The sequence below is a fragment of the Streptomyces sp. Ac-502 genome (genome assembly GCF_045222935.1).
GTDB lineage: Bacteria > Actinomycetota > Actinomycetes > Streptomycetales > Streptomycetaceae > Streptomyces > Streptomyces monomycini.
Window position 1 is genome coordinate 546,228 of the sequence record NZ_JBHFFO010000001.1, and the last position, 17,012, is coordinate 563,239.

Genomic DNA, 17,012 nt, shown 5'->3' on the forward strand with positions numbered 1-17,012 from the left:
CGTCTTTCTCCCCTGGCACAGCGAGGCCGAAGCCCCTGCCCTGCCGTTCCCTTCCCTTTTCTGCTGATTCATGACGAAAGGTTCCCGATGAACGCCAACTCCCCCGCCACCCCCTGCGCGACGTGATCGGTCTGGACGGCCGCCCGCCGCGGCTGAGCGAGTCCGCCCTGCTCATGATCGACTTCCAGAACACCTACCGCACCGGCGTCATGGCCCTCGACGGCGCCGACCAGGCCCTCGGGGCGGCCGCCCGCCTGCTGGAGCGCGCCCGTGCCGCGGGCACCCCGGTCGTCCACATCGTCAACGACGGCGGCGAGGGCACTCCGTACGACATCCGCGCCGACATCGGCGCCATCAGCGACCAGGTCACCCCCGTCGCGGGGGAACCGGTCGTGGTCAAGCGGTTCCCGAACGCCTTCCACGCCACCGAGTTGGAGCGGACCCTGAGCGAGCTGGGCTTCGGGCCGGGCAGCGGCAAGGATCTCGTGCTGGCCGGCTTCATGACGCACATGTGCGTCACCTTCACCGCGCAGGGCGCCTTCAACCTGGGGTACCGGCCCACCGTCGTCGCCGACACCACCGCCACCCGCGCCCTCGCCGCGCCGGACGGCACCGTCCTGCCTGCCGCCGCCCTCCGGACCGCCGCCCTGACCACGGTCACCGACCTGTTCGGGCTCGTCGTTCCCACCGCGGACGGCCTGCCGGCCTGACCTCCTGCCTGCCCCTCGGTAGCGCGTGGTCATACGGTCCCCACCCCCGTTCCGTGATCGGGGACCGTATGACCGCGCTCCCCCGCCCCCCACCCTCGGACGCGTGGCGGACGCGGCTCACTCCCGCACGGCGCGGAAGCGGAACCTCCCTTTCCCGAGGGTGACTTCGGTCGGGCCGAACCCGGCGGCACGCAACCGCCGCGGCAGGGTCTCCGACGGGACGGGCACATAGGTGTCGCCCAGGTGCAGCAGGCGGAAGGCCGTACTCGCGCAGCCGTCGCAGCCGGCGAAGACGCCACCGGGGCGCAGCACCCGCCGGGCCTCGGCGAAGAGCCGGTCCTGCTGGTCCGGGGACGGCACGTGGTGCAGCATGGTGAAGCACACGACGGTGTCGAAACCGCCGTCGGGGAACGGCATCGACGTCCCGTCGCCATGTACGACGTCGACCCGCCCCCGTAGTCGTCCTGGAGTTTCTTGGCGAACTCCGCGTCGACTTCGAGGACACTGAGGTGACCCGGTGCGCGACGCGTGAGGACGCGTGTGGTGGCACCGTAACCGGGACCGATCTCCAGGGTCTCGGTGCCGAGTTCGACTCCGTCGAGGGCCCAGGGCAGCAGGTTCTGCTCAACCCCTCGCGCCCACCTGCCGGAACTGCAGATCCACTGGTGCAAGCGATTCATGGAGGCCATGTGGCGATGTTAAGAAGCGCGGACGACGTCCACCACGAGGTAGGGGGACACATCCTGTCGCGGTACGGACATCTCGTACCGGGCGACGGGCTTCCGGACGCGGCGGTGGTGGTCGGCACGTTCGTGGTCGCCGACGGCCAGTGGTACGGGCGCCACTGGCACACGTCGCACCAACTGGCCTGGGCGGAGAAGGGGGTCGTCGCCATACGTGCCCGGGGCAGCACCTGGGTCCTGCCGCCGACCATGGCGTTGTGGATACCGGCCGGCGTCGAGCACGAGACGGGGGCTTCCGGCCCGGTCGAGGGCCACAGCCTGTACTACGAGCCCGACCGCTGTCCGGTGCGCTGGACGGCACCGACCGTCGTCGGAGCGTCGCCCCTGCTGCGCGAGTTGATCGGGTATCTGGCGGCCGACAGTCTGACGGCGCACGCCAGGGAGCGTGCGGAGGCGGTCCTGCTCGATCAGCTGCGACCGGTGTCGGTGGCGACCGTGCTGGCGCCCCTCCCCCGCGACGACCGGGCGCGCCGCGTCGCGCACGGCCTGCGCGCGTGTCCGACGGACGACCGGACCCTGGCCGAGTGGGGTGCGGAGGTCGGGGCCAGCGCGCGGACGCTGGCCCGCGCGTTCGCCGCGGAGACGGGGATGCCGTTCGGCCAGTGGCGTACCCGGGCGCGTCTGCAGAGCGCGATGCCGCTGCTGGCGGGCGGTGCGACGGTGGCGGCAGCGGCGTGCCGGGTCGGGTACGCGTCGCCGAGCGCGTTCGTGGCGGCGTTCCGGCGCGTGGTCGGGGTGCCGCCCGGGACCTATTTCTCGCCGTGAGGCGGGCGCCGGCCTTCAGTCGCGCGGTACGGGACGGAAGGCCAGCAGGGCGATGTCGTCGGCGCTGTCGGCGCTCAGCGCGATGAGCAGTTCGTCGCAGAAGACGTCGAGGGGTTCGTCCGCCAGGGCGGCGGCGTGCCGGCGGAGCCGGTCCATGGCGTGGTCGAGGGACTCGTCGCGGCGTTCGATGAGGCCGTCGGTGTAGAGCAGGACGGTCGCGTGCGCCGGGATCGGGTCGATGGCGCCCGGGCGGGGCATGTCGGGTTCCATGCCCAGCAGCAGGCCCGAGCCCGCGTCGAGGTAGCGCGTGTCGCCCTCTCTGGTCGTCAGCAGCGGCGGCAGGTGCCCGGCGGAGGAGTGGTTGAGCTGCCAGGGCCCGCTCGCGGGGCCGGTGACCAGGCCGTAGATGCAGGTGGCGGTGGCCTCCTCGGACAGGCTGTGGTTCGCGACGTCCAGACGGCGCAGCACTTCCTCGGGCGGTTCCTGGCGGTCGATGGCGATCCCGCGCAGCATGCTGCGGAGCTGGCTCATGGCGACGGCGGCCTCCAGGTCGTGTCCGGTGACGTCACCGATGACCACGGCGGTCCGGTCGCCGGGGACGACGAAGCTGTCGTACCAGTCGCCGCCGATCTGCGCGGTCGTGGAGGAGGGTGCGTAGCGGGCGGCCATCTCCAGGTGGGTGACCTCGGGCAGGACGGGCAGCAGGGAGCGCTGGAGGCGCTCGGCGATGTGCCGGGTCTCCTGGTAGAGGCGGGCGTGCTCCACGCCCAGGGAGAGGCTGCGGACGAGGTCGCCGATCAGGGGCAGCGACTCCTCGGTGAACGGCCGTTCGCCGTCGGTGCGGATCAGCGTGAGGGCGCCGAAGACGGCCCCGCGGGTCCGGAGCGGGGCGATGACCGCGCTGTTGGCCCCCACCCGTTCGAACAGTTCGCGGTCGTGGACGTCGAGCGGGCTCCTGACCTGGCTCGGCTCCGGGCCCTCGGTGAGCAGCAGCGGTCCGGCGCCGCGCAGCACCCGGGCCAGCGGTCCCCGTGCCGCGCCGGTCACCGGTGGGAGGCGGCCCGCGTACGCCTCGGCGGGCAGCTCCGTGGAGTTGCGGTGCGCGACGCAGAACCGCTCCAGCAGTTCGCCGTCGTCGAGCAGGTCCACCACGCACCAGTCGGCCAGCCGCTGCGTCAGGATCTTGCAGACCCGCTGGAGCCCTTCGTCCAGGTTCGGGGTGCTGCTCAGCGACTCGCCGATGTCGGCCAGCAGCCGGCGTTCCCGGGCCGGCCCGTCGGGCTCGTCACCGTCCGCGCCCGTGACGCGCTCCGGATCGTCCGGCAGCTCCGGCCCGCCGGGCCGCTGCGGGGAGACGGCCTCGCTCGCTCCGGCGGCCAGTGGCGCGGGGACGGGCGGGGCGGTCCTGGGGGCGAGCTGGGCGACGTAGACGGTACGGCCGTCAGCCGTCACCTGGGTCTGGATGAACAGCCGGACGGGGACCAGCCTGCCGTCCCGGTGCAGCGCCGGGAGCGGTACCGAGCGGCCCAGGATGCGGGGCCGGCCGGTGAGCAGCAGGCGGGTGAAGGCCGTCACGTGCCGGTCCCTGAGGTGCTCCGGGATCAGCACGGTGAGCCGTTGGCCGACCAGCTCGTCCTCCTGCCAGCCGAGCATGTCGGCGGCCGGCCCGTTCACCACGATGATCCGGTTCGTGTCGTCGGCCGCGATGGTGGGCACCCTGCTCGCCCATACCTGGCTGGCGTCCCAGGGCACCAGTTCCGAGGGGCTGGCGCTCGGCTCGCGGGGCACCATGGTCCACGCGGTGGGCGGCCCGCCGGCGAGCTGGCCGGTGACCTGGTCGAGCAGCCAGCGGCGGAAGGCGCGGTTCTGGGGGAGCGACGGCCAGGTGAGCAGGCGCTCGTCCCGGGCCGCCTCCTCGGCCGCGTCGAGCACCCGGCCCAGGATCCGTACCGCTCGCGCGACGCCCGCCGGCAGGGTGACGCTCAGGGAGTGGACGTGGGTCACCGACGGCTCTCCGTCCAGCGCTGCCGCCATGCCCGCGCTGATCGCGTGGTTCGCGTCGTGCGCGGCGGCGAGGTCTTCCGGGTCCACTCCGGTGTCCGCACCCGCGAACGCGGCCAGCGTCAGCTCCCGCAGCAGTGCGTGCCGGTGGTGCTGGGACGCCAGGTACAGCGTGCCGGGCAGGTCGACGAGCGTCACGGTACGGGTCGGGCCGCAGGGCGGCGCGGCGCTCCGCCAGTCGGAGGGCGGCGGTGGCCGTCCGTCGAGCCACAACTCGAACCACACCGTCTTGCGCGCGTCTTCGACGTCGACGCCGTACCGGGAGGCCAGGTGCCGGACGACCGTCAGTCCCTGTCCCGCTCCGGCGTACGGGGCGGGCTCCCCCGTGGGGACCGGCCTGCGGCACGGACGGCCGTCGCTGACTCCGACGCGGACCAGGTGGTCGAGCACCCGGGCCGACACCTCGGCCTCCGTGCGCGCGTGCCGCACCACATTGGTCATCAGCTCGCTGACCAGCAGCTCGGCGGTCTCCACCGCGTCCGGCGCGCGGTCGGCCAGGGCGGTCCGCACGAAGCGCCGGGCCTGCCCCGCGCTCTCCGGCCGCGGCGGGAACCGCTGTGAGGACACCGCCTTAGGCTGACTGATGTGGTCCATGCCGTCAGTGTGCGGTACGCGACTCCCCGAGGCGCTGCGCTCCCGAGGTATCTCGTCAACGTGCGCGCCGGAATCCATCAACTGGGTGAGGGGGCCGGGCCGCCCGCCGGGTTCGCGGAGCCGGGCCGGGGGCGGCCCGGTTTGCCGGGGGTGTTGCGGCGGGGGTTTCCGACCACCGCGGGGACGCTGCTCCGTGCTCACTCGCCGGGCGCCGCGCACCACGGTTCGGACACGGTGTTGCGCACGGTGGCCGCGCCCTGCTGCGCCGGGACCGTCGGAGCCGCCTTCGCCTTGGCGACCGCGGCCCCCAGATGCCCCTGCACCGCTTCGGGCAACGCGGCCCCCTGAACGCTGTTGACCAGGTCCTGAGCGAGACGGTGCAGTTTGATGTTGGTGTTCTGGGAAGCACTGACCAGAACGGACCAGGCGGCTTCCGGACTCAGGGTGAAGGTGGCCATCAGGATGCCCCGGGCCAGGTCGATGGCCGGGCGGGTCTGCATGGCACGGCGCAGCTGTGCGACCTCCTTGGGCAGGTCCCGGGAAGCGTCCTCGTAGCGGGCCGAGTCGTCGATCGTGGAGAACATCAGGTGTCCACCGTCCGGGGCACGGTTCGGGCCCGGGTCGGGGTGCGGCTCCGGGGGGACGAACAGTTCGCGGGCTTCCGCCAGCTCCAGCAGCCGCTCGACCGCACGGCTGCCGGAAGCGATGACGACGGTCTTGCCCTGCGCGACGGCCCGCAGGCGCAGCCGCAGCAGCATGTTGAGGCCGGAACCGTCGCAGAACGGCACCGCGCCGAGGTGGAGGTCGATGCCCCCGGACGAGTGGCTCAAGGCGTCGTGCAGACCGCCTTCGATCTTCTGGCACGAGTCCAGGTCCAGCTCTCCGTGCACCGACACCACTGTGCGGTCGCCACTTCGCGAAGCCTCGATCCGCGACAGGCTCGGCGTGTGCACGGCCGGCGGGCCGCCGTCCCCGTTGCCTTGAGCAGGATCTTCGGGGAGGCACGCCCAGTGCGCAGCTTCCGGCATGGCCTTCCTCTCCCGTCGTCGGCTCGTCCGCCGTCCATCTCAGGCTCGCCCATCGACAGACACCCGTCAACTAATACACGAAAATCCTTGCGTGTATCGAGACGCGTGAATGTTCGGTCGGTAGAGTTGGAGCATGGATGGACTGACCGAGACGAACAACGGAGTACCCGAACCGCACAGTGGCTGGACATTTGTGACCAATCACGCCCGGGTGCTGGCCGCTATCGCCGACGATCACAACGCCCGTATCCGTGACATCGCGGCACACTGCCGGTTGACCGAGCGCGCCGTCCAGAAGATCATCTCCGACCTGGAGCGCGACGGTTACCTCTCGCACACCCGCGAGGGCCGCAGCAACACCTACCGGATCGACCCCAGCAAGGTGCTGCGCCACCCGGCCGAAGCCGGCCTGACCGTGGCGTCCCTGCTCTCGCTGCTCGTCCATGACGAGCAGGACCGCACCACCTCGCTCCCCGACGACCACCGTCACCCCAGCACGGCCTGAAGGACGTCGTCAGGAGGTCCGCGGGTCGCGACGCGACCGGCGTGCGGCCCTACGCCTGCGCCCGCGGCCGGCGCGGGAACTCGATCCCCTGATCCAGGGCCGCTTCCAGATGTGCCAGGCTCCCGGTCGTGAGGTGGATCAGCACGCCCCCTGAATGCCGGCCAGCAGGGCCCGTGCGCCGCGCTCGGCGTCCAGGGCGGGCTCGATCCCGCCCTGGCTCTGCATACACCGGATGCCCGCGGCCAGTTCACCCTGCCACTGGGCGTAAAGTTCCCGCACCACGGCCTGGGCCCCCTTCGACGCCGGGCCGAGCTGCCCCATGACCGCGTTGAGCGGACAGTCGGGGCCCTGGTCGCGATAGCGCTCGACGACCTTGTCACGCCAACTCCGCCAGGCGCCCCAGGAATTGAGCGAGGACAGTTCCGGCTGCTGGTCGCGGTGCACCACAGGACGTCGTCCAGCGTCAGAAAGATGCTGTCGGACAGGTCGGTCGGGACGATGGACGGGACGCCCATGAACGGCCCGTAGTAGGCGTTAACTCCGTGCGGGCGCAGCGCCCGTTGCGAGGAACGGAACGTCGCGGTGCCGCCCCCGTCGTACACCACATGCGCGCCTTCGCCGTCCGTCAGCTCCCTGACCTGGTCTTCGAAGCCCTCTTCGCGGGAGGCCAGGACATGGTCCGCGGCTGCGGTCTCGTCGGGCACCTTGACCAGCGATTCCTGCGGGATGGTGACCCACAAGTCCAGTTTCTTGGGGCGGCGGCCGTGCACAGCAGGGCCGGCTTCGCCTCGACGGCGTACGGCCGGTTCGGGTGCACCGCCGGGCCGGTCGTGCACGCCTGCCACGTACGGGTGTTAGCCTGGCGACGACCTGATCTCGGATCGAGGAGACGCAGCTGTGGCGGGTGACGACGACATCTCCGGGTGATACCCGGACCTGACGGCCGCCGGCCGGTGCGCGGACGCACCGCCGTGGTGGCTGCATTGTCGCGCCCTCCTGCCCGCTCTCCGGGCACCGGTGTCTGCCGGGCCCGTCGTGTTCTCCGAGGTACCCCCATGTCCGACGCTTCCGTCGTCTGCTCGAACCTGTCCTTTTCCTGGCCCGACGACACCCCTGTCTTCCGGGACCTGTCCTTCACCGTGGGCGCCGGCCGTACGGGTCTGGTGGCGCCCAACGGCTCCGGCAAGAGCACCCTGCTCAAACTGATCGCCGGTGAGCTGCGTCCCGCCGCCGGGTCGGTCACCGTCTCCGGCACTCTCGGCCACCTCCCGCAGAGCCTCCCGCTCGCCGCCGGCCTCACCGTGGCCGAGGTGCTGGGCGTCGCCGAGGTGATCCACGCCCTGGACGCCGTGGAGTCCGGTGACGTGGACGAGAAGCACTTCGCGACCATCGGCGACGACTGGGACATCGAGGAACGCACCCGCGCCCAGCTCGACCGGCTCGGCCTCACCGAACTGACCCTGGACCGCGGCCTGAGCACCCTCAGCGGCGGTCAGATCGTCTCGCTCGGCCTGGCCGCGCAACTGCTCAAGCGGCCCGACGTGCTGCTGCTCGACGAGCCGACGAACAACCTCGACCTGGACGCGCGGCACAAGCTCTACGACGTACTGGAGGACTGGAACGGCTGCCTGCTCCTGGTGAGCCACGACCGGGCCCTGCTCGACCGCATGGAACGCGTCGCCGAGCTGGAGCCGGGCGCCCTGCGGCTGTTCGGTGGCAACTTCACCGCGTACGAGGAAGCCGTACAGGCCGAGCAGGAGGTCGCCGAGAAGAACGTCCGCAACGCCGAGCAGGAACTCAAGCGCGAGAAGCGGGAGTTGCAGCAGGCCCGCGAGCGCGCCGAGCGCCGTGCGAGCAACGCCTCGCGCAACCTCAAGAACGCGGGGCTGCCCCGCATCTTCGCCGGGAACATGAAGCGCGGGGCCCAGGAGTCGGCGGGCCGGGCGGGCCAGATGCACGCCTCCCGGGTCGGCGAGGCCAAGGCCCGGCTGGACGAGGCGGGCCGTGCCGTGCGCGACGAGCAGCGCATCACGCTGGATCTGCCCGACACCCACGTGCCCGCGGGGCGCAACCTGTTCCTCGGCGAGGGCCTGCGTGTCAGCCACGGCGAGCGGCCGCTGTTCGCCGGCGGCGGGGTCGACCTGTCGATCCGGGGCCCCGAACGCATCGCGCTGACCGGCCCCAACGGCGCCGGCAAGACCACGTTGCTGCGCGTGTTGGAAGGCGGCCTCGCACCCGACGCGGGACAGGTCAAGCGGGCCGACAGCCGCATCGCGTACCTCTCGCAGCGCCTCGACGTGCTCGATCTGTCCCGGACCGTGGCCGAGAACTTCGCCGCGTTCGCGCCGCGCCGTACGGCGGCGGAACGGATGAATCTGCTCGCGCGTTTCCTCTTCCGGGGCTCCCGGGCGCATCTCCCCGTCGACGTGCTGTCCGGTGGTGAGCGGCTGCGCGCCACCCTGGCGTGTGTGCTGTGCGCCGAACCGGCCCCGCAACTGCTGCTCCTGGACGAGCCGACGAACAACCTCGACCTGGTCAGCGCCGGGCAGCTGGAGAGCGCGCTGGCGTCCTACCAGGGCGCGTTCGTCGTGGTCAGCCACGACGAACGGTTCCTCGCCCGGATCGGGATCGACCGGTGGCTGCGGCTGGCCGGCGGAGAGCTGCGGGAGACGGCGGCCCCCGAGGTGTGAGACGGCGGACCACGGCCTGGCCCGCGTCCGAGGTGCCCACCCGGCGTGCGGCGTACCGCCCTCACATCAGGAGGACCACCATGCCCCGACCCGCCCTGCTCGCCCATGATCTCGTCCGTACGCTGGGCACCCGACGGGTGCTCGACGGCGTCTCCCTCACCGTCTCCCCCGGCCGGCGCGTCGGTCTCATCGGAGAGAACGGTGTCGGCAAATCGACACTGCTGCGTCTGCTCGCGGGAGTGGACGAGCCCGACGCCGGCCAGGTCACCCGCCCGTACGCCCTGGGTTTCCTGCACCAGGAGATGCCGTTCGACGGTGCCACGACGATCGCGCGGGTGCTGGACGACGCCCTGCGGGAGGCCCGCGCCGACCTGGCCGAGCTCGACCGGCTCACCCGGCTGCTCGCCGGCACACCGGACGACCACCCCGGACACGCCGCACTGCTGGACGCGTACGGGAAGCAACTGGAACACGCCCAGGAGAGCGAGGCCTGGGACGCCGACCGGCGGGCCGCGATCGTCCTCGACGGGCTCGGCCTCGGCGGGTTCGGGCACGGCCGGACACTCGGGTCGCTGTCCGGCGGGCAGCGCGGCCGGCTCGCGCTGGCCGCGCTCCTCGTCCGCCGGCCCGCGGCCCTCCTGCTGGACGAGCCGACCAACCACCTCGACGACGAAGCGGCCTCCTTCGTGGCGGAGCAGATCCGCACCCTGCCCGGAGTCGTGGTGGCGGCCAGCCACGACCGGGCGTTCCTCGACGCGGTCTGCACAGACCTGCTCGATCTCGACCCGGCGGTGAACGGTCCGGTTCGCTTCGGCGGCAACTACAGCGCCTACCGTGCCGAGAAACGGGCGGAGCGCGAGCGCTGGGAACAGCGGTACGCGGCGGAGCAGGAGGAACTGGCCGCGCTGCGCCGCTCGGCCGGGGTCACCGCGCGCCGTGTCGCCCCGGACCGCGGGCCGCGGGACAACGAGAAGATGGGGTACGGCCACCGGGCCGGCCGGGTCCAGCAACAGGTCTCCCGGCGGGTACGCAACGCCGCCCGCCGGCTCGACGATCTGGAACGGACGCAGGTCGGCAGACCGCCCAAGCCGCTGCGCCTGCACGTCGGCGCGCTGACCGGCCCGCCGGTGGGGAGTGATCTGGCGGACGGCGGACCGGTGGGCAGCGATCCGGCGGACGGCCCGCTCGTCGCGCTGCGTGACGCGGACGTGCCCGGCCGGCTGAGCGTCGCGCGCCTGGACATTACCGACGGGGACCGGCTCCTGGTCACCGGGGGCAACGGGGCCGGGAAGTCGACGCTGCTGTCCCTGCTGGCCGGGCGGCTCGACGCCGCGGGCGAGGGCGGGATACGCAGACGGCCCGGCCTGACCGTGGGCCTGCTGGCACAGGACACCGTGTTCGAGCGCCCGGACCGCTCGGCGCGCGACACGTACACGGAGGCGCTGGGTGCCGAGCGGGCAGCGGCGGTTCCGCTCGGCTCGTTGGGACTGCTGAGTGTCGCGGATCTCGACCAGCCGGTGGGCCGGTTGTCGGTCGGCCAGCGCCGCAGGCTCGCGCTGGCCCTCCTGGTGGCGCACCCGCCGCACCTCCTGCTGCTCGACGAGCCGACGAACCACCTCTCCCCGCGCCTGTGCGACGAACTCGAAGACGCCCTCGGCGCCGGGCCGGGCGCGATCGTCGTGGCCAGTCACGACCGGTGGCTGCGCGGCCGCTGGACCGGCCGCCGGCTGCGCCTGCGCTCCGGCTGTCAGGTGCTCCCGGACGACACGGACAACACGTCCGACCCGTAGAACACGGGCGATACGCATGGCACGGAAGGCATCCCCGCCTGATGCCTCCGACCGGCGACCGGGGGCGCGCCTTGCCGCACCCCTGGTCACCCGTCACGATGGTGATCGTGAATGCCGACCACGTCTTCGTCTGCGGGCATCCCGCCCTCGACTTCGCCGCGACGCTCCGCGCCCGCCGCACCGTCCGGTTCGAGGTGTTCGCGGCGCCGGAGCGGCTGGACGCGTGGTTCGTGGAGTCCGGACTGGTGGATTCCGTGACGCCCGCCCGGCCGTCCGACGTGGAGCGCGCGAAGTCCGTACGGGAGGCGGTCTACGAACTGATCACCGCGCGACGCCTCGGCGAGCCGTTCGGTGCCCGGGCCTTGGACGTACTCAACAAGGCCGCCCGGAAGCCGTCCGCGGCCCCGCAGCTCACGAGCGCCGGCCGCCGGACCGACGCCACCCCGGAGGAAGCGCTGTCCGCAGTGGCCCGTCTGGCGGTGGAGTTGCTGAGCGGGCCGGACGTGCCGCTGCTCAAGGAGTGCGGGAATCCCGAGTGCACGCGTGTCTACATCGACCGTTCGCGGGGCGCGCGGCGGCAGTGGTGCGGCATGGAGTCCTGCGGCAACAAGATCAAGGCCGCTGCCTACCGCGCGCGCAAGAGGGGCACACCCGCCGCGGCCGCTCGCTGACCGTACCGACCGCTGCCCTACGCCCTGTTCACCGACCCACTGTGGCGGATCTCCGCCGGGCTGCTCACTCTCGACCACCTCGATGCGTACGTGCGCAGTCGGCGCGGCGTGGAGGGACAGCAGGTCGATGCGGCCGCGCCCGAACTGGCGAGGAGTTGGACGTACTGCGCTCGTTGCGCACCGAGTTTCACGTCCGCTGTAGCTGAGCACCGGCTTCGCCCCACCAGCCCTCCGCAGCACGCGAGTTGCCGGGGACGCCTTCGACGCCGTCCCGACCCACCCGCCACCGCCGGCACCGCCACACCCCTGCACCGTCACCTCCTTGACCGGTGACGCGTCACCTGCCAGAGTCGTCGCACACTCGCCCCACACGGAGGCCCGCGATGAACACCGGCACCACGACGGACAGCACGACAGCGGCCCGGCAGGCCAGGTTCGGCACGCTGCCCGAGCGCATCCCGTACGAGGACACGGTCACGGAGCAGCCCTCACCGGGGAGCCGCGCGCGGCACGCGCACCACCCCGAAGGGTCCTGGAGCCACTTCTCGTGCCTGGCCCTGGACCTCGGCCTGTAGGCACCCACCTTCCGTTGACAAAGCGGAACGCTGTTCCATATCGTAAACGGAACAGCGTTCCGTTTCTGCTTCCGCGGGAGCCGGACGCGCCTGCCCGCCTCTTCCCGTGTCCGCCCAACGCGGCCACCGGCAGCGGCCCTTGAAGGGACATGCGCCTCATGAATGCAACGAGTTCCCCGGTCGGCACCTTCGGCTCGCCCACCCCCGTCCTCTCGGTCAGCCCGGTGACGCTGCCTGTGCCCGGCCGGGCCGTGGACCTCCAGGTACGGATCTCCGCGCCGGTCACCGGGGGCGACCTGCCGGTCGTCCTCCTCTCGCACGGCCAGGGCCCCTCAAACCATCTCTCCTCGCTGAACGGCTACGCGCCCCTCGCCAACTACTGGGCGGCGCACGGCTTCGCCGTGATCCAGCCCACCCACCTCAGTTCCAGGACCCTGACCCTGGCCCCCGCCACCCCCGGCGCCCCCCTGCACTGGCGCTCGCGGGCCGAGGACATGCGGCACATCCTCGACCGGCTCGACGTACTCGAAGCGGCGGTCCCGCAGCTTCCCGGGCGCCTGGACCGGGACCGGACCGCCGTGGCCGGGCACTCGATGGGCGGGCACACCGCGAGCATGCTGCTCGGCGCCCGGCTCACCGACCCGGACGACGGAACGGTGGTCGACCTGACGGAGCCCCGGATCAAGGCGGGTGTCCTGCTCGCCGCACCCGGCAGTGGCGGTGACGCCCTCACCGAGGCCATGGCCGAGGCGCTTCCGTTCCTCGCGGGCATGGACTTCTCCGGCATGACGACGCCCGCGCTCGTGGTCGCCGGCGACAAGGACGACTCCTCCCACCTGACGGTCCAGGGCCCCGACTGGCACGCCGACCCGTACGTCCTCTCCCCCGGCCCCAAGTCCCTGCTCACCCTGTTCGGCGCGGAGCACGGGCTCGGCGGGGTCTCCGGCTACGACGTCGCCGAGACCACGGACGAGAGCCCCGACCGGGTGTCCGCGGTGCAGCGGCTCACCTTGGCCTACCTCCGGACTCAGCTCTACCCGGGGGACTCCGCCTGGGAGTCGGCGTGCGACGCGCTGACGTCCGGCCCGGACGCGTTCGGACGGGTCGAGGCCAAGTAGGGCGACTGGGCGCCGTTCCGGAACGTCCGTCCCGAGCGGCGCACGCTTTAGCCGTCGGCCGACGGCTGGTGGCTGGTGGCCGGTGGCCGGTGGCCGGTGGCCGCCGGCTGGAGCGCGGCGGTCTCCCTCGTACGGTCGCCCGCGGCTGCTACGGCCCCGGTTTTCAGCGCGGTGACGACGGCCGCGGGGTCCGCGGCGTAGAAGCGGAAGGCGCGGGCCTCGGCGGGCTTGCCCAGGGCGCGTACGAAGCGCACCGGTTCGGTGAGTTCGACGAGGACCGTCGTCCGGCCGGCCACGGCCATGTCGGCGACACCGTTCTTGTCCACGACGGCCGGCTTGCCGTCCGGGAACTTCTGGTCCCGGCGGACGGAGGCCACCCGGCCGACGGGTATACGGATGTCCAGCAGGGCACCGTAGCGCAGGCGCAGCGAGCCGTCCGCGCCGATCACGTGCGGGTGCTCCACGCAGGAGGCGTGCAGGGCGATGACGAAGTAACAGCCCCAGATGTCGAGGACGAGCGTCACCGCGTGCACCACCGGCCACGGGATGACGAAGGCGAGCCCCACGGTCTCGACGACGCAGACGAACAGGAAGCCGTACATATTCGCCGCCCGTCCCGGCGCGTACGGGACGGGCAGGTCACCGTCGCGCACCCCGTGCGGGCCACGACGGGTCACCCAGCGCAGGAAGCTCGTGGAGAGGAACACCTCGTGGGCGGTCAGCTTGCGCACCGGCGCCGGGACGGTGTCGGCGATCGCGGCGAAGAAGGCGGCCCGGCGGCCGAGGCCCGAGCGGCGGTGGCGGCGGTGGTCCAGGCAGATCAGAGCGGCCGCCGCGGCGGCGAGCGTGAGCACGGCCAGCTCCGTGGCCAGCCGGACGGCCGGGACGATGCGCACCCCGCCGGCCACACACAGGACGAGTACCAGCTCGCCGGGCACGAGCGCGGCGAAGGACCAGCGCACGGCCTTCCTCAACGCGTTTACCCGGCACGCTCCTTGAGCAGCTCGATGGCGCGGTACACCGCGGCGGCCTGGGCGGGGGTGAAGTCGGAGAAGAAGGCGTCGGCGAGCCCGTCACCGGCCCCCGCGTCGCCGTCGGCGTGCAGGCTCATCGCCTGGAGCGCCTCGTCCGGGATGCAGTCGACGACGGCCCGGGCGGCCTGTTCCACCCGCGGGTCGTCCTCGGCGGCCTCGGCCAGCTCGTCCATCAGGGCATAGACCTCGTACGCACGCCGTACCGCCGCCGGATCGGCCCGGAAGGTGTGCATCAGACCGTCGAACCAGCCGCGGTCGCCGCCCGGCGCCCCGGTCTCCAGCAGGGCCAGGAGCTGCCGCTCCTTGGCCGCCATCGCCGGCTCCGGCCCGGGCACCAGCGCCGAGGCGCGGGCCATGTCGTCGAAGACGGCCGCGAGTTCGGGCGAGACGGGGGCCTCCTCCGGCAGCCGGCCGGTCCGCTCGGCCTGTTCGAACAGCCGGGCCAGGCGGGCGCGGCGCTGCCGGATGGCCTCCTCCTGGCGTGCCAGGTCGGCGTCCAGCTCGGTGAGGATCTCGATGAGGTCCTTGCCCGCGTCGTCCGCCAGGACGTCCTTGACCTCGTCCAGGCTCAGGCCGAGCTCGACCAGCCGCCGGATCCGGGCCAGTTCGATGGCGTCGCGCAGCGAGTACTCACGATAACCGTTGGGCTGCCGCGGCGGCTCGGGCAGCAGCCCGGTGCGGTGGTAGTGCCGTACGGCACGGGTGGTGACGCCGACGATGCCGGCCAGCTCTCCGATTCGCATGGCTTCAGTAGAAACGTTGTCGCTGCGACAAGGTCAAGCGACACGGTACGGGGCACCCAGGCGGTACGCCGCCCGGTCCTGCCAGCGCCGCCCGTCCCAGACGATGAGGTGGACCGCGCCCACGGAACAGCTCAGCGGCAGCGCGGGTGCCAGCTCGGCCTGCAACGCGTCGTACGCGGCCTCCTGGGTCGCCGGGCCCTCGTGGTTCGCGATCGTCAGGTGCGGGGCGAGGCCCGCGCCGAATATCCCCCGGTAGGGCACGGCTTCCGGCCAGCGCCGGGTGAGGTCCTTGGTCAGCGCGGTCACCGGATCGTGGGGCCACGGGTCGAGATGGAGCACGCCGGGGAAGCGGCCGAACGAGTCGAAGGTCAGCGTGAAGGCGTCGTGCCCGGCGAAGAGACCGGTCAGCGCGTGCTGCGTCGCGGCGTCGACACGGCTCTCGTGCAGGAACGGGTACAGCACGGTGACGTGGGCGGGGAAGCCCGCACGGACCAGCGGGTCGGCTTCCGGGACCTTGATCGTCAGGGCGGTGTCGCCCGGTACGTCCGGCCAGCCGGTCGCCGCGGACCCGCTCCCGACGGGCTCCGCGCCTGTCGCTCCCGTCACGTTCCTTTCGGCCTGTACCTGTACCTGTACCTGCGTCTGTACCCGTACCCGCGCCTGTATCCGCGCTTCCGCCTCTGCGTTCATCACGCGACATGATCCCATCGGCGGAGTCGCCTCCCCTTCCCCGGGCCGCTGCGGGCGTTGGCCGGAACGGTGCGCTCGCTACGGGTCGATCTGCACGGCGGGGAGCCCCTTACCGTCGGCCCCGCCGCACTGATCGGTCACGCGCGGGCCGGCCGGGACGCCCTGCCCGGGGGCTGCGCCGTCGCCGTCTCGGCGCAGACCAACGGCACGCTGCTCACCGCGGACGCCGTGCGGCGGCTCGGCGCGGCCGGCATCACCGTCGGCCTGAGTCCCGACGGCGGCAGCGCCCGGCTCAACCACCGGCGGGCCGACCACGCGGGACGGCCCTCCTGGCCCGCGGTACGACGGGCGGCCGGCCTGCTGGCCGGTGCGCCCGCCGCGTACGGGGGCGTCCTGTGCACCATCGACGTGGCGACCGACCCCGCGGCACGAGGGCGAGGAGTGCCGGACGAGCCGGTGAACCGCTCCCCCGAACCGCGCTCATCCGCCGGGCAGTTGACGGATCTCGGCGAGCACGTGGTCCACGAGCGGGCGTACCCGTGCCTTCAGGTCGCCGCTCCAGCTCTCCTCGGCGTACCGGCAGGTGAGGTACAGCTCCCTGGCGTGGCGCAGGACCGGGCGGTGCTGCGGCGGGAGGTGGCCGAGGGCCCAGTCTGCGGCGGCGTCCTTCGTCCTGATCACGCCGGTGGCGAGGGTGGTCCAGATGCGCGCGAGGGTCAGTACGACGTTGCGGGTGTCGCTGTCCACGTCGTCCAGCAGACCGGGGATGCCCCGCACGCTCGCCCGTACCACGTCCGCCCACGGAACGGGGTCGAGAACCTGTGCCGGGGGCGGGCCGGTGAGGGGGTGGTCACCGGCCAGCGTCATGGTGACGAGCAGGGCCACATCCGGCATCGGTTCCGGCTCGGGGACCGCACCGGTCGCGAACGCGTCGCGCAGCCACTCGCCGTAGAGGAAGTCGCCGGTCGGCGGGTAGCGCCACGGGCGCACCTCGTCCTGGACGACGACGGTGAGTTCGACCGGGCGGGCTCCGCCGGTGAATCCGGAGACGCCGCGCAACCCGTCGAGAAGGGCTGTCCGTTGCCGTGCGGTCATGCGCCGCCGGGAGACGGCGAGAACGTCCAGGTCGCTGGCCGGCCGGAGGCCGCCGAGCACGGCCGAGCCGTGGAGGTAGCTGCCGACGAGTGCGGGGCCGAGGACGTCGCCGACCAGTGTCGCGATCTGCTGTCGCTGGTCCATCATTCCAGTGTCGTCGCCGGGGCGGGCCGCGGCGGCGCGCCGTCGGCGAGTGGCTG

At 72.7% G+C, this 17,012-nt stretch carries 16 protein-coding genes and 1 pseudogene; 8 read left to right on the forward strand and 9 right to left on the reverse strand.

Features of this window, described 5'->3' with window-relative positions; genetic code table 11:
* Positions 1–113 precede the first annotated feature (113 nt).
* Positions 114–710: a cysteine hydrolase family protein gene (locus tag ACEXOX_RS02545; RefSeq protein WP_406526201.1), complete on the forward strand. Its 597-nt coding sequence runs from the start codon at positions 114–116 to the stop codon at positions 708–710.
* Positions 711–827: 117 nt separating this feature from the next.
* Here ACEXOX_RS02545 and ACEXOX_RS02550 read toward each other — a convergent pair whose 3' ends face one another.
* Positions 828–1,319: a class I SAM-dependent methyltransferase gene (locus tag ACEXOX_RS02550; protein WP_406526202.1), complete on the reverse strand. Its 492-nt coding sequence runs from the start codon at positions 1,317–1,319 to the stop codon at positions 828–830.
* An 86-nt stretch (positions 1,320–1,405) separates the two neighbouring features.
* On the opposite strand from ACEXOX_RS02550, the gene ACEXOX_RS02555 reads away from it, so the two are divergent.
* Positions 1,406–2,218: an AraC family transcriptional regulator gene (locus ACEXOX_RS02555; RefSeq protein ID WP_406518820.1), complete on the forward strand. Its 813-nt coding sequence runs from the start codon at positions 1,406–1,408 to the stop codon at positions 2,216–2,218.
* A 15-nt stretch (positions 2,219–2,233) separates the two neighbouring features.
* On the opposite strand, the gene ACEXOX_RS02560 is transcribed toward ACEXOX_RS02555, so the two are convergent.
* Positions 2,234–4,873 (reverse strand): SpoIIE family protein phosphatase, encoded by a 2,640-nt coding sequence (locus tag ACEXOX_RS02560; RefSeq protein WP_406518821.1) that lies wholly within the window; start codon positions 4,871–4,873, stop codon positions 2,234–2,236.
* A gap of 197 nt (positions 4,874–5,070) precedes the next feature.
* On the reverse strand, positions 5,071–5,763 hold the full coding sequence (locus ACEXOX_RS02565; protein WP_406518822.1) for an ANTAR domain-containing protein: 693 nt from the start codon (positions 5,761–5,763) through the stop codon (positions 5,071–5,073).
* A gap of 271 nt (positions 5,764–6,034) precedes the next feature.
* On the opposite strand from ACEXOX_RS02565, the gene ACEXOX_RS02570 reads away from it, so the two are divergent.
* Positions 6,035–6,406: a helix-turn-helix transcriptional regulator gene (locus ACEXOX_RS02570; protein ID WP_406518823.1), complete on the forward strand. Its 372-nt coding sequence runs from the start codon at positions 6,035–6,037 to the stop codon at positions 6,404–6,406.
* Positions 6,407–6,544: 138 nt separating this feature from the next.
* Here ACEXOX_RS02570 and ACEXOX_RS02575 read toward each other — a convergent pair whose 3' ends face one another.
* The gene (locus ACEXOX_RS02575; RefSeq protein WP_406526680.1) at positions 6,545–6,853 is read right to left on the reverse strand and encodes a hypothetical protein; all 309 of its coding nucleotides are present in this window, start codon (positions 6,851–6,853) and stop codon (positions 6,545–6,547) included.
* 74 nt (positions 6,854–6,927) lie between these two features.
* Positions 6,928–7,251 (reverse strand): annotated as a pseudogene (locus tag ACEXOX_RS02580) (zinc-binding dehydrogenase); the annotation flags it as partial.
* A 210-nt stretch (positions 7,252–7,461) separates the two neighbouring features.
* On the opposite strand from ACEXOX_RS02580, the gene abc-f reads away from it, so the two are divergent.
* From abc-f to ACEXOX_RS02605, 5 genes are all read left to right on the forward strand, one after another.
* On the forward strand, positions 7,462–9,096 hold the full coding sequence (gene abc-f, locus ACEXOX_RS02585; RefSeq protein ID WP_406518824.1) for a ribosomal protection-like ABC-F family protein: 1,635 nt from the start codon (positions 7,462–7,464) through the stop codon (positions 9,094–9,096).
* Positions 9,097–9,176: 80 nt separating this feature from the next.
* Positions 9,177–10,886: an ABC-F family ATP-binding cassette domain-containing protein gene (locus ACEXOX_RS02590; RefSeq protein ID WP_406518825.1), complete on the forward strand. Its 1,710-nt coding sequence runs from the start codon at positions 9,177–9,179 to the stop codon at positions 10,884–10,886.
* A gap of 107 nt (positions 10,887–10,993) precedes the next feature.
* Entirely contained in the window at positions 10,994–11,557 is a 564-nt protein-coding gene (locus tag ACEXOX_RS02595) for a CGNR zinc finger domain-containing protein (protein WP_406518827.1), read from the forward strand.
* Between the two features lie 383 nt (positions 11,558–11,940).
* Positions 11,941–12,132 (forward strand): hypothetical protein, encoded by a 192-nt coding sequence (locus tag ACEXOX_RS02600; RefSeq protein WP_406518829.1) that lies wholly within the window; start codon positions 11,941–11,943, stop codon positions 12,130–12,132.
* Between the two features lie 158 nt (positions 12,133–12,290).
* Positions 12,291–13,250 (forward strand): alpha/beta hydrolase family protein, encoded by a 960-nt coding sequence (locus ACEXOX_RS02605; protein WP_406518830.1) that lies wholly within the window; start codon positions 12,291–12,293, stop codon positions 13,248–13,250.
* A gap of 47 nt (positions 13,251–13,297) precedes the next feature.
* Here ACEXOX_RS02605 and ACEXOX_RS02610 read toward each other — a convergent pair whose 3' ends face one another.
* The 4 genes from ACEXOX_RS02610 to ACEXOX_RS02625 form a co-directional block, all read right to left on the reverse strand.
* Entirely contained in the window at positions 13,298–14,212 is a 915-nt protein-coding gene (locus tag ACEXOX_RS02610) for a hypothetical protein (protein ID WP_406518831.1), read from the reverse strand.
* Between the two features lie 17 nt (positions 14,213–14,229).
* Entirely contained in the window at positions 14,230–15,027 is a 798-nt protein-coding gene (locus ACEXOX_RS02615) for a MerR family transcriptional regulator (RefSeq protein WP_406518833.1), read from the reverse strand.
* Between the two features lie 33 nt (positions 15,028–15,060).
* Positions 15,061–15,633, reverse strand: a complete 573-nt coding sequence (locus ACEXOX_RS02620) for a 2'-5' RNA ligase family protein (RefSeq protein WP_406518834.1) — start codon at positions 15,631–15,633, stop codon at positions 15,061–15,063.
* Positions 15,634–16,197: 564 nt separating this feature from the next.
* Entirely contained in the window at positions 16,198–16,959 is a 762-nt protein-coding gene (locus tag ACEXOX_RS02625; protein WP_406518835.1) for an aminoglycoside adenylyltransferase domain-containing protein, read from the reverse strand.
* Positions 16,960–17,012 lie beyond the last annotated feature (53 nt).

Bases quoted from the DNA above. Each gene is read 5' to 3' on its own strand.
- ACEXOX_RS02600 (WP_406518829.1), top strand. From the start codon at position 11,941: ATGAACACCGGCACCACGACGGACAGCACGACAGCGGCCCGGCAGGCC.
- ACEXOX_RS02560 (WP_406518821.1), bottom strand. From the start codon at position 4,873: ATGGACCACATCAGTCAGCCTAAGGCGGTGTCCTCACAGCGGTTCCCG.
- ACEXOX_RS02590 (WP_406518825.1), top strand. From the start codon at position 9,177: ATGCCCCGACCCGCCCTGCTCGCCCATGATCTCGTCCGTACGCTGGGC.
- ACEXOX_RS02555 (WP_406518820.1), top strand. From the start codon at position 1,406: ATGTTAAGAAGCGCGGACGACGTCCACCACGAGGTAGGGGGACACATC.
- abc-f (WP_406518824.1), top strand. From the start codon at position 7,462: ATGTCCGACGCTTCCGTCGTCTGCTCGAACCTGTCCTTTTCCTGGCCC.
- ACEXOX_RS02615 (WP_406518833.1), bottom strand. From the start codon at position 15,027: ATGCGAATCGGAGAGCTGGCCGGCATCGTCGGCGTCACCACCCGTGCC.
- ACEXOX_RS02625 (WP_406518835.1), bottom strand. From the start codon at position 16,959: ATGATGGACCAGCGACAGCAGATCGCGACACTGGTCGGCGACGTCCTC.
- ACEXOX_RS02570 (WP_406518823.1), top strand. From the start codon at position 6,035: ATGGATGGACTGACCGAGACGAACAACGGAGTACCCGAACCGCACAGT.
- ACEXOX_RS02605 (WP_406518830.1), top strand. From the start codon at position 12,291: ATGAATGCAACGAGTTCCCCGGTCGGCACCTTCGGCTCGCCCACCCCC.